This is a genomic window from Xanthomonas sp. DAR 35659, from assembly GCF_041242975.1.
Classification (GTDB): domain Bacteria; phylum Pseudomonadota; class Gammaproteobacteria; order Xanthomonadales; family Xanthomonadaceae; genus Xanthomonas_A; species Xanthomonas_A medicagonis.
Genome location: NZ_CP162488.1, coordinates 5,301,715 through 5,317,767 on the forward strand (window position 1 = coordinate 5,301,715; position 16,053 = coordinate 5,317,767).

A 16,053-nucleotide genomic window follows, 5' to 3' on the forward strand; every position below is an offset into this window, starting at 1 on the left:
GGCGAACGATGCCCCGCCTGGGCAGGAGTAACGTTGTGTTTGCGGTATCCATATTTTCCCGGGACGAATCCACGCCAGTAATTGCGCGATGCTGTCGCGGCAAAGTGCTTGCGCACCGCGAGAGCAACTATCGGACGACGGCTTCCAACGCCGACCAGGGCGATCGGCACGGAAACACAGGCAGACGACGTACTAGGTCGTTGGCTTTGGCTGATACGAAACGAAGCTCACCTTTGCGGCGAGCAGAGCAGCGCGCGAATGACGATCCATGTTTTCCCCTGTTGTAACGCAGCAAGCTGTCACGCAGTCATAGCGCGGCAGTCGACAATACCCACCAGCAATACAGCAAGACCTCTCTCGGCTCGATCCGGACAGCGGATACATACCTGTATCCGGCTAGTCGATACTGCTTGGATCGAGACCCCCTTGGTAGGACTGGCCAGCCGCTCGACTGAGCGATTTCCCGGAAGCAACTGTGCTAGGCCGAGCCCATGCATGTCAAGGACATTTAACGGTTCAGCGAGGCCCGCTTCGGGACGACCCCCTACTTCTCCTTCCGCCAATTCACCGACCCACGGCTCTCCACCGTGCTCGATTCCACCTCGGCGTCGAAGCCGCGGCCAAGCAGATACTTCAGCGTCAGCACCGAACCGCTACCCACCAGCGAAACGCCATAGCTGACGTAGAGGCGCGGCGACAGATACTTGCCGAAGCCCACCACCGAGCCGCCAAGCGTGCGCGACTGGCTCACGCCGGCGTCGTCGAAGCCGAGCTTGGCGCCGAGTTGCGAGGCGAGCAGGCCGCTGCCGGCCGACAGCGCGCTGGCCGCGGCGGTGACCTGGTCGGCTTCGGCGCTGCTGGTGTTGCTCAAGCTGCGGCCCAGCACCAGGTAGGACATGGCCTCGGATTGCGACATCGACGGATCCGACCACACCTCGGCGCGCGGCGCGGTGGCACGGCCGGTGACGTCGATGCCGGCGGTGACGTCGCCGACCTTGCGCTGGGCGCGGATGTTGATGCGCGGGTCGGAGACGATGTTGTTGCTCCAGGTCAACTGGCCACGGGTGATGGTCAGATCCTGGCCATAGGCCTTGTACTGGCCGCTGACGTCCAGGCCGCCGGTGGCGGTCATCTCGCGTCCTTGCCGCGAGCGCACCTGCATGGCGCCGGTCAGCGCGCCCTTGAGGCCGAAGCCGGCCATCTTGACCTGGTCGCCGAGGACCACGCGCAGATCCATTTCCAGCGGCGAGCTCGGCGTCTCCTCCGGGTCGGCCGGGTCCAGCACCACTACGTCCTCGGACACCGAGGTGCCGCGGTCCAGCCGCTCCAGGTCGATGTCGGCCGACGGCACGGTGACCTGGCCGTTCAACTTCATGGTCTTGTTGGCGATGCCGAACTGCAGGTCGGGATTGGCGACCGCGCGCAGTTCGGCGGTGTTGGAGACCAGCACATTGCTGCCGCGGATGTTCAGCTGCAACGGCGTGCTGTCGCCGTACCAGGACAGGCCGCCGTCGACGTTGAGCGTGCCTTCGCCGGATTTGACCGAAGCCACGATGCGCGCCGAACCGTCCGGCTGCGCTTCGAAGCGGCCCTTGCCTTCGCTCAGGGTCAGGCCCAGCGCCGGCAGTTCGCCTGTGAAATTGCTGAGCGTGGCGTCGCCGCCCATCGACGGCTGCGAGCGGGTGCCGCGCAGGCTGACGTGGCCTTCGACCAGGCCCTTGGGCCGCACCAGATCGGGCGAGAACAACTCCATCCAGTACAGCCGCGACATGTTCATGTAGATCTCGCCGGTGAGCGGCGCGTACGCGTCCCAGCCGGTGTCCACGGTGGCGTCGATGAAGCCGTCGCCCTGGAAGCCGACGCCGAGCTTGGAGTGGATGTGCTGCGCGGTGAAATCGGTGACGAAGCTGAACTGGTCGTAGCGCACCAGTTCGCCGCGCGCGTTGTCGCCCAGGCGCAGGCCGCCTTCGCGCGAGGCCAGCCGCAGCGATCCCTGCCAGGCATTGCCGGCGGGCTTGAAGCTGCCGTCGAGGGTGAGTTCACCGCGCAGGTACATCTTGCGGCCGCTGTTGGGCGGCAACCACGGCTGCACCAGCGACAGCGGCAGCGCGTCGCCGCGCAGGGTCAGGCCTTGCTTGGGCCAATTCGCCGCCACGCACAGCGCGCCGCCGCCGCTCGCGCCGAGGCAGGCATCGGACAGGGTGAAGGCGCTGCCGGCGATGGCGAACGTGGCCGGTTGCCGCAGTTGCCATGGCTCGCCCTTGGCCGGCGCCACGCGCAGCGTGTTCAAGCCGCCCTGCCAGCGCGCGCCGTCGCGGCGCAGCTGCCCGGCGAGCGCGAGCGCGCCCATGTCGTTCTGGGTGTCGGCATCCAGTTGCAGGTTTTCCACCGCGCCGCGCGCGTCCACGCGCAGCGTCTGCAACGCCACGCCGGCGCTGATCGCACTGCCACGCAAGGCCAGTTCGCCGCCGTTGCCGCGCCACGGCAGGCGCCCGCGCAGGCTGAGGCTGTCGGCGCCGTAGCTGTCCCACTTCAGGCCGTTGCCGGTGAGGTCGGCGGTCAGATCGGGCGCGTCGCGGCGGCCCTTGACCTGCACGCTGCCGCGCAGGCTGCCGCTGGCGCCAGGCAACAGGTCGGCCAGTTGCAGCGGCTGCAGCTGCGCGTCGATGTCGAGTTGGTCGCCGACCTTGCCTTGCGCCTGCACGCGGCTGTCGCCGAGCGACAGTTGCAGCTTGCCTTCGCCCTGCTCGCCCTGCAGCGCGAACTTGCCGTTGGCATCCAACGGACGGCTGCGCAGCTTGCCGTTCAAGCGCGGCACGTCGAGGCTGGCCTGATAGCCGGCGGCGCTGCCATCCGGACGCGCCGGCAGTTGCTTGCCCTTGGACGCGAACTGGCCGGACAGATTGCCGTCCCAGCCCGGCGCGAAATAGCCAGGATCGAAGCCGGCCAGCTTGGCCTCCACGTCCCAGCTCAGCTCGGGCACCCAGGCCACGTCGCCGCCGAGGTCGAGCGTGCCGCTGGGCATCTTCGCCTGCACCTGCACCAACTGCGCATGCTGGTCGTTGCCGCGCACATCCAGGTGCAGCTGCGCGCTGTCCTTGCCGCGGGCGACGGTGGCCTCGCCATAGGTGGCCCACTGCTTCAGCGTGCCGGCCAGGCCGAGGTGGGCGTCGACCAGTTCGATCGGCACCGCCGGCGCGTCGGGCGTGGACGGGTCCGGCGCGGTGGCGAAGTGCAGTCCGCTGGCGTTGACCGAGAAGCGGAAGTTGGGATTGGCCGGATCGCGGAAGTCGGCGGTCCCGCGCAGCCGCGCCTGGCCGTCGAAGGCGCGCAGTTGCAGCGGTGCGACGGTCAGCACCTGGTTGTCCAGGCGTACGTTGGACGGGTCCAGCGTCACCTTCTGCTCGCCGTACGCGAGCTGGCCCTGCAGCTTGGCGTCGCCGCCCTTGCCCGAAGCGCTCAGGTCGAAGGCGATCGGTTCGCCCGCCGTGGCCGCGGCATCGCCGGGCGGTACGAACAGCGAAGGATCCAACGCCTTGCTGCTGGCGGCGAACTGCCAGACAGGATCGGTGCGGCCGGTGAACACCAGCGTGGCGCGCAACGGTGCCGGCGCATTGCCGGCGATGGCCACTTCCATCTTGTCCAGGTTGCCGCGCGCGACCAGGCCCAAGCGCGCCGGCGTCCGCCCGCGTGCGGCCGGCAGCATCGCGCTGGCGGTGAGATCGGCCTTGTAGTCCTTCGCCGGCACGTAGTCGCCATCGACGCGGAAATCGCCGCGGTCGCTGGTCACCACCAACTGCGTGGCGCGAAACTCGCCGTTGGCCACTTCCAGGCCGCCGCGCAGCGTGTGGATGTCGATCATCGGCTGCTGCGCCTGGGTGATGCGCAATCCGTCGACGACGATGCGATCGGCCTGCAACGCCAGCGGCACTTCGATCTGCGGCAGCGACTGCGGCCAGCTCGGCAGCTCGAACGGCTCGTCGCTCTTGGCCAGGTTCAGCGTCGCGTTCTTCAACTGCAGCGCGTCCAGTTGCAGCTTGCGCCCGAGCAACGGACGGATGTCCGGATCGAGGTAGGCGCGTTCGGCGGTGAAGTGGATCTGGTCGTAGCGGAAATCCAGGTTGTACAGGGTCAACGGACCGGCCAGCGGCCCTTCGACGCGCTCCCAGGTCAGCGAGGACCCGGCCGGCAGCCGCGCCACGATCTGCGCCAGCAGCACGTCGCGTCCGGCCACCGTCTGCAGCAGCCAGTACAGCGCCAGCACGACGAGCAGACCGAGCCCGGCGACGGTCAGCGCCGAGCCCCACCAGAAACGCTTGCGCCGGTAGAAGCGCGGCCGCCGCGGCGGCGGCGTGGCGCCGGCCGTGGGCGCGCTCACAGGTTGGCCCCGATGTTGAGGTAGAGCTGGAACTGCGAGTCCGGATCGTTCAGGCCATGCGCGATGTCCACCCGCACCGGCCCCACCGGCGAGCGCCAGCGCATGCCGAAGCCCACGCCGGTATGCCAGTCCGGGGTGTCGTCGAACGCGCTGCCGCTGTCGACGAACACCGCGCCGCCCCACGGCCCGCCCTTGAAATAGTGCTCGTATTCGGCGCTGCCGGTGAGCACGTGCTTGGCGCCGAGCGCGAAGCGGTCCGGCCTCGGCGTGCGCGGGCCGACCTCGCGGAACGCGTAGCCGCGGATGCTGTTGTCGCCGCCGGCGAAGAACCGCAGGCTCGGCGGCATCGCCACCAGCGCGTTGGTCCAGGTGCTGCCGGCTTCGCCGCGCAGCAGCAGGCGGCTATTGGCGCCCAGGCCCTGGAACCAGTTCAGGCGCATGTGCGCCTGGGTGAAGCTGGCGTCCGAGCCCAGCCCCTTGGCGCCGGCGCGCAGGCTGACGTTGCCGCTGAAGCCCTTGCGCGGGAACACCTTGTCGTCCACGCCCACGTAGTCGGCCTCGATCTGTGGGTAGACCAGGGTGGAGTACTGGTACAGCGCGCCGTCGAACACCTCGTCGGTGGCGTAGCGCCAGCGCTCGCGCAGCGCGTTGAGCGAGGCGGTCGCGGTCCAGTGTTCGTTGATCTCGCCGCTGCGGCTGCCGGTGAGCTTGAGGTTGCGCAGGTCGATGTAGTCGGTCTGCTCGTCGTAGGCGCGCAGCGAGGCGGTGTACCAGCCGTCCAGCCAGCGGAACGCCGGCACCCGGTAGCTGGTCACCAGGGTCTTGCGCTTCTGTGCGTAGTCCAGCTGGGTGCTGAGCTTGTGGCCACGCGCGTTGACGTAGCGGCGGTCCACGCCCAGGCGCACACCGGCGCCGCTTTCGCTGCCGTAGCTGATGCCGGCGGTGTAGATGCTGCGCTTGGCGCGGGTGAGGTTCACGTCCACCGGCACGTTGCCGTCGGCATCGGCCTCCTCGGGCTTGGGCTGGATGTCGACGGCGCTGAAGTAGTCGAGCTTGACCAGCGACTCGCGCAGCCGGTCCAGCTTGCCCTCGTGGTAATAGCTGCCTTGGTCCCAGTACACCAGCGGATCGAACAGGTCCTCCCGGAAGTAGTCCTGGTGGAAGCGGATCGCGCCCATGTTGTAGCGGCGGCCGCTGTCCCAGCTCAGGTCGATGTCGGCGGCGTGGTCGGCGCGGGTGACCTCGACCTTGCGCTGGGTGAAGTCGGCATCGAAGTAGCCGCGCTCGGCCAGGCGCCGCGTGATGGTGACCTTGCTGGTCTCGTAGGTGGTGTGGTCGAAGACGTCGCCGGTCCTGGGCCGGAAGTTCTGCAGGTCATCGCCCAGGTAGCGGTCGTCCTCGGCCGGGCCGGTGATGCCGACGTGGAAGCCGCGCACCCGCACCGGCTCGCCCTTGTCCACGTGCAGGGTGACGGTGAGCTTGTCGTCGCTGCGCGGCGCCTCGACGGTGATGGTCGGGGTGTAGTAGCCGAACGGCTCCAGCGCCTGCCGGGTCTGGCGCTCGGCCTGGCTCAGCAGATACTCCAGGCGCGACTCGCCCTGCACCTTGCCGATGGCCTGGTACAGCGACAGCGAGACCTGGATGTTCTCGATCATCGCCGCATCGTCGTCCTTGTCCAGGCCTTGTATCTGGACTTTTTCGATCGTGCCGCGCGCCTGGGCGAGGCCGGCCAGCGACAGCAGGGACAGGAGCAGGGCGAGGCGGGGGATCGATCGCATGGGCGCCAGAATACCGACACAGGGTGTGAAGCTGTTAACTAGATGTTCGCGGATGGCGATCCTCGGATGGCTTGCAACTTGGGGCGATGTCGCGTAAGTGCGCGGTGCTGGCCGCTGCCGCGGTGGTGCCGTACCGGCCTGCCTGGAGGCCGCCGTCTGGTCGATGCGGCTTGCCTACGGGAAAGGGCGCATGCGTCGTGGAGGGAGCCGATAGCGCGCGTCCGGGTGTGCGCTTGGCGCTGGACTCCTCTCCTGGGAACACGGCGGTATGGGCCGAGTTGGCGTGGCGCCGCGGTGACCTACACCGCGCTTGCGTCCGGCCGCGACACGCGGCCAGGCGGGCGCCGCTCGACGATCCCGGCGTCATGGCGCATCTTGCGGCGACGGCGAACCGGCGAAGTTCAGCCAATGGGCACGGCACCGCGGCTGTGTGGCGAACATGGCACGCCGCAGGCCTGTAGGCGCATCCGCAACTTGCCAAGCCGCCCAGGCCGCGCCACGCTGCAGCGACCATCTTCCTTCCCAGGAGCCGCCGTGGCCACCGTGATCGACACCGCGCGCTTGCGCCTGCGCTCGCTGGACCCCGACCGCGACGCCGCGGCCATGCTGGCGCTGCTCAACGATCCCGGCTTCCTGGCCCATATCGGCGACCGCGGCGTGCGCGACGCCGCCCAGGCGCGGCAGTATCTCGCCGATGGCCCCGTGCGCAGCTACGCGCAGCACGGTTTCGGCCTGTACGCGGTGGAGCGCCGCGACGACAGCGCCTGGCTCGGCGTGGCCGGCCTGGTGTCGCGCCCCACCCTGCCCGCCCCCGACCTGGGCTATGCCCTGTTGCAGGCCTACCAGGGCAACGGCTACGCCAGCGAGGCCGCACGCGCGGTGCTGGCCCATGCACAGGACACCCTGGCGTTGCCGCGCTTGTGCGCCATCGTCGCACCGGGCAACGCGCGTTCGATCCGTTTGCTGGAACTGCTTGGTTTCGCCGCACAGGGCCGCACGCGGGTCGCGGCCGATGCACACGAGGTGGCGTTATACGCCCGCGACCTGACCGCCTCGCACGGCGACGAATCGGAGAACTGAGCCGTGAACGCCCTCGAATCGCTGCGACTGTTGGCCCGCTACAACCAATGGATGAACGAGCGCCTGTATGCGGCAGCGGCCGCGCTACCGGCGCCGGCCATCGCGCAGCCACGCGGCGCCTTCTTCGGCTCGCTGCTGGGTACGCTCAACCACCTGGTGGTGGCCGACACCATCTGGCTGCAGCGCTTCGCCAGGCATCCGGCGCAGTATCCGGCGTTGACGGCGATCGCCGCTGCGCCGGCGCCCGCCGCGCTGGACGCCGTCCAGGCCGATACCCTGCCCGCACTGCTCGCGCAGCGTCAGGCATTGGACGCGACCATCGCCGCCTGGATGGCGCAGGTGAGCGCCTCGGACCTGGATGTCGCCTTGGAGTACAGCAACACCCGCGGCACGCCCCATCGCCGGCGCTTCGGCGACGTGCTGCTGCATTTCTTCAACCACCAGACCCACCATCGCGGCCAGGCCAGCACCTTGCTCAACCAGGCCGGCGCGGACCTGGGAGTGACCGATTTGCTGGCCTTGATCCCGCAGATGGAAATGGAGTGAACGCGGGGCGCGCGGCCGCCGTGCATATTGGCGACAGCGGCTGTGCAAGATCTTTGCGCGATGGCTACCGCCAAGCGCATAGCGAATCGACGACCGCAGCGCCCTCGGCAAGGCAGCGCCTTCTGCAAGTCGGTTAGTGCGGCGGCAAGGCGGACTCCACGCTAGCGGCGAGCGCCAGCGCACGGCCGCAACACTCTTCCGCGAACAACGCGCTACGCCGTACCGCGCTGCGCCTGCAACTCGGCGACGATCTCGCGCAACTCCGCCACCTCGGCTTCCAGCGCCTGCACCCGCGCCTCCAGCTCCTCGCTGCCGGACGTCGCCGGCCGCGCCTTGAAGGTCGCCGCCAATGCCTCCGCATCGATGGGCCCACCGAGCAGATGCATGTAGCGATCCTCGCGCTGGCCGCTGGCGCGCGGCAACTGCACCGCCAACTGACGCTGCGCCAGCCGATCGAGCTGATGGCGGACGTCCTCGGCATCGGCGAACCGCGCCATGCGTTCGGACCGCGCCAGCAATTCGTTCGCCGTCTGCGGACCGCGCAGCAACAGCAGCCCGATCAGGATCACCTGTTGCTGGGTCAGATCCAACGCCGCCGCCAGGCGATGCTCGTAACGCACCGCGCGCGAGGAGAACTGCTGCCGCGCCAGCCCATGCCCTTCCAACTGGCGCAGCGCATGCTGCACATCGCCAGGGTTCAGCGACATCACCGGTTCGCGCGAGGTCTTCTGGTTGGCCGCCACCACCGTGGCATTGACCGTCAGCGGATAAGCATCCGGCGTAGTGGCCTCTTTTTCGATCAGGCAGCCAAGCGCACGGGCTTCGATGGGAGAGAGGATGGGCGGTGTAGGGGTGTCGGTCATTGTGCTTGCGCCAATGGGATCATTGCGTAGCATAGCGCCCAACCGAGCCGGCTTGGTTGCGATCCGCGACCCGCACAACACGGTGAGCCGTGCCGAAGAGCAAGCGTATGTGGCTCCAGTGGGACAGTGACGCGATTGCAACGATGGTCGCACTGTCACGGCAATTGCCGTGGACACCGAGGGGGAGTCTCCAGCAAATGTGTCAGCAATCGATTTGCGCGAACTAGCCCAACTACTAGCAGCTTGAGTTCAGCAGGATTTGTCATTACCACGGCGCCCAGATCCGTAATGCCTGCGGCGGCTTGCCTCTCAAACGCCTCGCGGGACATCGCTGTGCTGGCCCGATGCCCGCACCGATGTAGCCACTCGCCACGGGCACCGCCACAACCCGCTAAAATCGCGGGATTCCCGCCTAGGTTCCCGCGCCCGATGACCCCGATCGCCCGCACCGCACTGGCTTGCGCCGTGCTCGCCCTGTCCGCCTGCAAGCCGCAGACGCAGGCCCCGGATACCGCCGACAAGCCCAGCGTCGCGGCGACCGCCACATCCGCCGCGTCCGCCACCGCATCTGCCGGTGCCGCCGCCGGCGACGACAACCTCAACGCGGTGCTGTGGATGCAACGCTCGGCCGAGTACCGGGCCGCGGCCGAACAGACCTATCGCGCCGCCGCCGACCGCCTGGACGCGGCGCTGAAGGAGCCGAACTGGGACGCGCTGGTGCCGGAGGAGCGCGGCAACGCCGCCACCGGGCTGAAGCCGGCGGTGGTGATGGACGTGGACGAAACGGTGCTGGACAACTCGCCCTACCAGGCGCGGCTGATCCGCAGCGGCAAGGAGTACGACGAGCTCAGCTGGGACCAGTGGGTGGCCGAGAAGAAGGCCAAGCCGATCCCCGGCGTGGTCGATTTCGCCAAGGCGGCCGACGCCAAGGGCATCACCGTGCTGTACGTAACCAACCGCGCGGTGCACCTGACCGACGCGACCCTGGCCAACCTGCGCAGCGCCGGCCTGCCGGTCGCCGACAACAGCGTGCTGCTCGGCCTGGGCACGGTGGTCAAGGGGTGCGAGCAGAACGGCTCGGAGAAGAACTGCCGGCGCAAGCTGGTCGGCCAGCAGTACCGCGTGCTGATGCAGTTCGGCGACCAGCTCGGCGACTTCGCGCAGGTGGTGGCGAACACGCCGGAAGGCCGCGCGCAGTTGTTGCAGCAGTACCACGACTGGTTCGGCGAGCGCTGGTGGATGCTGCCCAACCCCAGCTACGGGTCCTGGGAACCGGCGCTGTTCAACAACGACTTCACCCAGTCGCGCGCCGCACGCCACCAGGCCAAGGTGCAGGCGCTGGAGCTGGCGCAGTGAGCCGCGCGCCGCTGCCGCTGCAGGCGCACGAGCGGTTGATCTTCGCCCTCGACGTGCCGGGGCGCACCGAGGCGATCGACTGGATCGAGCGGCTCGACGACACGGTGGCGTTCTACAAGATCGGCATGGAGCTGCTGGCCTCCGGCGAGTATTTCGACGTGCTGGAGACACTGGCCGCACGCGGCAAGCGCGTGTTCGTGGACCTGAAGTTCTTCGACATCCCGGCCACCGTCGGCGGCGTGATCCGGCGCCTGTCGCAGTGGCCGGTGGACTACTGCACGATCCACGGCTGGCACCCGGCGATGATGCAGGCCGCGGCCGAGGCCAACGGCGGCGAGATGCGCCTGCTGGCGGTGACCGTGCTGACCTCGATGGGCCGCGCCGACCTGGCGTCGATGGGCATCGACCGCGAACCGCAGGACGTCGTGGTGGAGCGTGCCCTGGCCGCGCAGGCCGCCGGCATCGACGGGGTAATCGCGTCCGGCCAGGAAGCGGCGCCGATCCGCCGCGCCACCGGCGCCGGCTTCTCGATCGTGTGCCCGGGCATCCGCCCCGGCGGCCCGGTCGGCGACGACCAGCAGCGCACCGTGGGCGTGGCCCAGGCCTTCGCCGACGGTGCCGATGCGATCGTGGTCGGCCGCCCGATCCGCCAGGCCGCCGATCCGAGGGCCGCGGCGGCGGCGATCCAGCGTGAGATCGCGGCGACCCTGGCAAGCGAACAGGCCCAACACGCCTATTAATTTCAACAACTTAGATGCATTAATTTAAACCATTGCATTAAATTGACGGTGCCGGTAGCATGCGCAGCGTCCGGCTTTGCCGGAGATGCGCCACCAACCGTTCTCCGGCTTCGGTCGGATTTTGAAGAGGCCCGTGCCTGGTGCGCGTGGCCTCTTTTTTTGGCTTGGCGCCGGGCAACGCTCAGCGCGGCGCGGCCGCGCAGTAGCGGTCGATGAAGGCCTGGTGCGGCGGCATCGCGTCCACGCAGTGGCCGATGGTCTGCTCGATGCTGGCGACGAAGCGTTCGATGTCCGCGCCTGGCACCTGGTCCACCAGCGGGTGGTAGCCGCGCGGCAGGATGCCCTGCCCGACCATGACCTGCACCCAGCTGATCTCGGCGAACATTTCCTCGGCGTTGCGGTAGAAGCGGCCGCTGTCGCGGAACAGGTCCAGGGTGGCCTGCAGTTCCGGGGTGATCGTCATGGCGCGGCACTGCCGCCAGAAGTCGCTGTCGTCGCGCTCGGTGGCGTGGTAGTGCAGCACCAGGAAATCGCGGATGCGGTCGAACTCGAAGGCGATGCGGTCGTTGTAGCGCTGCACCAGCACCGGGCTGATGCCCTCGCGCGGAAACAGCTCCAGCAGTTTGGAGATGCCGGACTGGATCAGATGGATGCTGGTCGATTCCAACGGCTCCATGAAGCCGCTGGCCAGGCCCAGCGCGACCACGTTGCGGTTCCATACCTGCTTGCGGCGCCCGGTGAGGAAGCGCAGCGGGCGCGGATCGGCCAGCGCCGGGCCGTCCAGGTTGGCCAGCAGCGTGGCCGCGGCCTCGTCGTCGCTGAGATGCGCGCTGGAATACACGTAGCCGTTGCCGGTGCGGTGCTGCAGCGGAATGCGCCACTGCCAGCCGACCGCGCGCGCGGTGGCGCGGGTATACGGCGTGGGCGGGCCGACCTTGGCGCAGGGCACGGCGAGCGCGCGGTCGCACGGCAGCCAGTGGCTGAAATCGTGATAGCCGGTATGCAGCGCCTGCTCGATCAGCAGGCCGCGGAAACCGGAGCAGTCGATGAACAGGTCGCCGGCGACGACCTCACCGGAGGCCAGGCGCACCGACGCCACGTTGCCCGATTCCGGATGCAGCTGGACCTCCTCGACGATGCCTTCGCGCCGGGTCACCCCGCGCTGCTCGGAATAGCGGCGCAGGAACGCCGCGTACAGCGCCGCGTCGAAATGGTAGGCATAGGCGATGTTGGCCAACGGCGACGTGGGCGGCGCATCGCTGGCCGAGGTCATGAACTTGCCGCGCTTGGCGGCCACGGTATTGAGCGTGTAGGCGCCCAACGGCTTGGCCTTGCCGGCCAACGCCAATTTGAACCAGTACTGCTGGAACGGCAGCAGCCCCAGCGGATGCCCGATCTCGGTGCCGAAGCCATGCACGTAGGACGTGCCCGGCCGCAGCCAGTCGACGAACTCGATGCCGAGCTTGAAGCTGCCCTGGGTCTGGCGCACGAACTCGGCCTCGTCGATGCCGAGCAGGTTGTTGAAGGCCTTGATGTGCGGCACGGTGGCCTCGCCGACGCCGACGATGCCGATCTGTTCGGACTCGATCAGGGTGATGCGGTAGGCCGGACCGAGCACGCGCGCCAGCGCGGCGGCGGCCATCCAGCCGGCGGTGCCGCCACCGACGATGACCAGGTTGGTAAGCATATTATTCTTCCATATTCAATGCTAACAGAAAAATTACCGGTTCTTAATATTCAAAAACAGATCATCGCTCGTCATCCCGGCATTGGCATTGGGCCAACGTTGCGGCTGGCCATATTTATCAAGGACGGATACATGAGAAAGTCGATCGTTACGGCCATTGCCCTGCTTGGAGTGGTTGCGTCGGGGTCATCGGTCGCTGCAAGCCCGGTACAAGGGATATTTCAGCAGGGGACGCTGCCCAAGTTCGCTGGCGTCCAGGCCGACATCTACATCACCGGCGGCGGCACCGTGGACTATGCAAGCAACTTCAATATCTTCGCGAACGGCCATTTTCTTTGCAGCACCCAAAACGAGTCCTACAGCACGACGCCGATCAGGCATTGCAAGGCGGTGATCCCCAACCCCGGCACCTATACGATTTCGGCCACCGCCACCACGTCCGGACAAAACTTCATCCCGCCCGCCAACGCCATTGTCAATGTAGATTAGAGCAGGCTTGTTTCGTTGCGGGATGATGGATGAAAAACAAGACGCGCATGGCATTGGCCATGCGCGTCTTGCATTGGACCATCAGAACTTGGCGCCGATTTCAAAAGTTACAGTGCGCGGCACATAGTTGATCTCACCCGTCTTGTTGATGGTGATGTCCGGATCGAAGCGTCCTTCGCTACCCCAGCCGTTGTAGACATACGACGAGTAGTTCTTGAAGTTGAAGGCGTTGAGCAGATTGATACGCGCCGACAACTTGAAGTCGTTGTACACGGTGAAGTCCTTGCTCGCCTGGAAATCGACCGTGCGATAGCCCCAGATCTTGCCGCCGACCAGGAACTTGCCGCTGCCCGGCGGAGTGACGCCGACCTGCTGGCAGGTGCCGCCATCCGGCTCGACGAAGCCGTAGCACGCGATTTCGTTGACAGGATCCGGGGTGGCAAGCACCACCTTGGCGCCGAAGGTCACGCCCCACGGGCCATCGATCGAGCCGGAGGCGACGAAGCGATGCGTCGGCGTGGCATCGGACTTCACGAAGCGATAGCCGCGAATGGTCGGCTTGTCGAACGCGTAGGGCTCGTCGATCTTGCGGTTCTGACGCGCGTTGGTGTGGGTGTAGGACAGCGTCAGGCCCCAGCCCGATTCCTTGGTGTAGGGCTTTTCCGCCGACAGCAGCACCTGGCTGCTGCGCTGTTCCAGGCCATTGTTGCCGAGGATCGTGTTCTGGTAGCCGGGCACCGGCTCGCCCCAGGGCAGATCGCCGTTCTGGAAGTACGAGCCATCCGGATACCGGTTGATCAACGACATCACGAAACCGTCGTAGCTGAGCACGCGCTGGAAGGTCACGTCGGTCAGCCAGTCGCCGACCTGGTTGCTGATGCCGAGGCTGTACTGGTCGCTGTACGGGGTCTTGATGTGATTGTTGAAGATGAACAGTTCGGCGCTGCCGCTGACGCCGGGGATGGTGTTCAGCTGGTCGACGCCCTGCAGATAGCGCGGATCCCATGCCACGCAGGTACGGTCGTCGCGGTAGCACTGACCGGTAGCGGGGTTCTCGAAATACACCGCGACCGGCGACAAGGCCGCCTTGCTGGTTTCCAGCGCCAGCTGCTCGAACAGATTGCGGTCGTAGGACCGCGCCGCGCCGCCGTGCAGGACGGCGGTCTCGTCGCCGAAGAAGTCGTAGGAGAAGCCCAGGCGCGGCGCCCACGCGTCCTTGAAGTTCTTGCGGTTCTTGCCGGTGCTGATGTAGTCGGCGACATTGATGCCGCTGGGCAGCAGTCGGTCGGCCCACGGATGGCCCGGGTTCTCCGGATCGTCGGCGTACAGGGCGTTGACGAATGCCGGAGACGTGACGAAATCGGTGTAGGCCGGGGTGTCCTCGTAGTCGTAACGCACGCCGATGTTGATCATCAGCTTGTCGGTGGCGGCCCAGTCGTCCTGGATATAGATTCCGTACTGCTTGGACGGAGACTTCACCGTGGCCTTCTGCCCAGGCGTGTTGTACGGCGCAACGAAATCCACCCGGTACGGGGTGGCGGCGACACCATTGGCATCGACGGAATAGGCGAACTGCGGGTTCACCGCGGCCGCGTCCTGCGAGGTCAGTTCGACGTCCTTGTAATTGACGCCCATCTTGATGGTGTGGTCGCCATGCCATTCGAAGCTGGTGAAGGTCAGATCGTTCTGCAGGAACCAACCCTTCTGGCTCTTTCGCTGCACGCTGAGGCCGCCGGCCGAGCCGGTATTCAAGAAGGTGTACTCGTCCACATCGTCGGAACCGGGACGTGGCGCCAGATACTTGTAGATGATGCCGTTGCCCAAGGTCTTGGCGGTCGGGCTGTTCTCCGAATTCTCGGTGCCCACGATCAACTCGTTGTACCAGTTGTCGGCGCTGTGCTGCCAGCGCAGGTTGGTCCGCTTGTCCTTGTTGAACTTGTTGGTGGCCTGCTCCAGCGTGTTGACGCCGCCGACGTTGGCGATCTGCGTCTCGTCGCGGTACAGGGTGCTCAACTCGATGCGGTCGCGATCGGTCGGCTCGAAGTCGATCTTGCCGAAGATCAGGTCCTCTTTGAACGGCATGTTCGCCGCGCCAATCTGGCTCGCCAGATTGGCCGGCAAGAAGCCGATGAAGGGCTGCGCGGAGGCATCGGCCTGCACGCTCTTGGGCGCCACGTTCTCCTTGCCCTCGTAGGCGACGAAGAAGTGCATGCGGTCCTGGATGATCGGGCCACCCAGCGCGAAGCCGTATTCCTTGGTCTGCGAGTCGATCTTGCCCTTGTCTTCGTCCGGACGCTTCTCGCGCAGATCCTGGTCGGTGTAGCGGAAGAAGGCTTCGCCGTGGAACTCGTTGGTGCCGGACTTGGTCGCCGCGGTGATCGCCGCGCCGCTGACCTGGCCGTACTCGGCCTTGTAGTTGGAGGTGATGACCTTGTATTCGCCGATCGCCAACTGCGGGAACGGATTGCCCTGCGTGTCGGCCTGGCCGGCGATGCCGCCGCTGCGCACATAGCTCTTCTGACCGACGCCGTCGATGTACAGGTTGCTGGCGCTGGCGTTGGAGGCGCCGCCGCGCAGCTTGGTATTCCCGTTGCCATCGATCTGGAACACCATGCCCGGCACGGTGTCGGCGAACTCGAGGAAGTTGCGCGTGGCCTGCGGCAACTGCTGGATCTGGCGCAGCGAAACGACGTTGCCGACCTCGGAGGTCTTCACGTCCTTCAGCGACGGCGGCGCGGTGACGTTGATCGTGCCCAGCGTGGTCGCATCGCCGCCCGAGGCGGTCGCGGTGCCGGCATCGAGATCGAGCGTGGACGAGGACGCGACCTGCAGCGTGACCGTCTTGGTGACGCCGTTGGCCTCGACCTTGTAGGTGCCCGGCGGCAGGCCGACGACGGTGTAGTTGCCGTTGGCGCCGACCGGCGCGCGCCGCACCGAGCCGGTGGCGATGTTGGTGACGGTGACCTCGGTGCCGGCCTGCGCCGAGGCGACCTGGCCGCGCAGGGTCGCGGTGCTGGACTGCGCCATCGCCGGCATCGCCGCGAACAGGCTGGTGGCCAGCGCGCAGCACAGCAGGCTGCGTGCGGGCAGGTTGGAAGCGGAACGCTTGTTCTTCATGACAGTACCCCTCCCAGGG

Annotated in this window: 10 protein-coding genes; 5 read left to right on the top strand and 5 right to left on the bottom strand. The window is 67.1% G+C overall.

The genetic code is table 11. The features are described 5' to 3' along the window. Positions 1 to 544: 544 nt before the first annotated feature. Entirely contained in the window at positions 545 to 4,378 is a 3,834-nt protein-coding gene (locus AB3X07_RS22490; RefSeq protein ID WP_369941450.1) for a translocation/assembly module TamB domain-containing protein, read from the bottom strand. Then, positions 4,375 to 6,156 carry an autotransporter assembly complex protein TamA gene (locus tag AB3X07_RS22495; protein ID WP_369941452.1) on the bottom strand — a complete coding sequence of 594 codons (1,782 nt, stop codon included), beginning with the start codon at positions 6,154 to 6,156 and terminating at the stop codon, positions 4,375 to 4,377. Before AB3X07_RS22495 ends, AB3X07_RS22490 begins: the two co-directional genes overlap by 4 nt. Positions 6,157 to 6,690: 534 nt before the next feature. Between AB3X07_RS22495 and AB3X07_RS22500 the strand changes: the two genes are divergently transcribed. Beyond that, positions 6,691 to 7,236 carry a GNAT family N-acetyltransferase gene (locus tag AB3X07_RS22500; RefSeq protein WP_369941454.1) on the top strand — a complete coding sequence of 182 codons (546 nt, stop codon included), beginning with the start codon at positions 6,691 to 6,693 and terminating at the stop codon, positions 7,234 to 7,236. Positions 7,237 to 7,239: 3 nt separating this feature from the next. Next, a complete protein-coding gene (locus tag AB3X07_RS22505; protein ID WP_369941456.1) occupies positions 7,240 to 7,782 on the top strand; it encodes a DinB family protein in 543 nt (180 codons plus the stop codon). Positions 7,783 to 7,994: 212 nt separating this feature from the next. On the opposite strand, the gene AB3X07_RS22510 is transcribed toward AB3X07_RS22505, so the two are convergent. After that, positions 7,995 to 8,645 carry a YceH family protein gene (locus AB3X07_RS22510; RefSeq protein ID WP_369941457.1) on the bottom strand — a complete coding sequence of 217 codons (651 nt, stop codon included), beginning with the start codon at positions 8,643 to 8,645 and terminating at the stop codon, positions 7,995 to 7,997. A 429-nt stretch (positions 8,646 to 9,074) separates the two neighbouring features. On the opposite strand from AB3X07_RS22510, the gene AB3X07_RS22515 reads away from it, so the two are divergent. Both AB3X07_RS22515 and pyrF read left to right on the top strand, forming a co-directional pair. Next, complete coding sequence (locus AB3X07_RS22515; RefSeq protein WP_369941459.1) at positions 9,075 to 10,001, top strand: 5'-nucleotidase, lipoprotein e(P4) family; 927 nt, start codon at positions 9,075 to 9,077, stop codon at positions 9,999 to 10,001. Further along, entirely contained in the window at positions 9,998 to 10,741 is a 744-nt protein-coding gene (gene pyrF, locus AB3X07_RS22520) for an orotidine-5'-phosphate decarboxylase (RefSeq protein WP_369941461.1), read from the top strand. The genes AB3X07_RS22515 and pyrF overlap by 4 nt, the downstream gene beginning before the upstream one ends. A gap of 181 nt (positions 10,742 to 10,922) precedes the next feature. Here pyrF and AB3X07_RS22525 read toward each other — a convergent pair whose 3' ends face one another. Further along, positions 10,923 to 12,428: a tryptophan halogenase family protein gene (locus AB3X07_RS22525; RefSeq protein ID WP_369941463.1), complete on the bottom strand. Its 1,506-nt coding sequence runs from the start codon at positions 12,426 to 12,428 to the stop codon at positions 10,923 to 10,925. Between the two features lie 18 nt (positions 12,429 to 12,446). Here AB3X07_RS22525 and AB3X07_RS22530 point away from each other — a divergent pair, with 18 nt between their 5' ends. Continuing rightward, entirely contained in the window at positions 12,447 to 12,917 is a 471-nt protein-coding gene (locus AB3X07_RS22530) for a hypothetical protein (protein ID WP_369941465.1), read from the top strand. Positions 12,918 to 12,998: 81 nt separating this feature from the next. On the opposite strand, the gene AB3X07_RS22535 is transcribed toward AB3X07_RS22530, so the two are convergent. Next, complete coding sequence (locus AB3X07_RS22535; RefSeq protein ID WP_369941467.1) at positions 12,999 to 16,034, bottom strand: TonB-dependent receptor domain-containing protein; 3,036 nt, start codon at positions 16,032 to 16,034, stop codon at positions 12,999 to 13,001. Positions 16,035 to 16,053 lie beyond the last annotated feature (19 nt).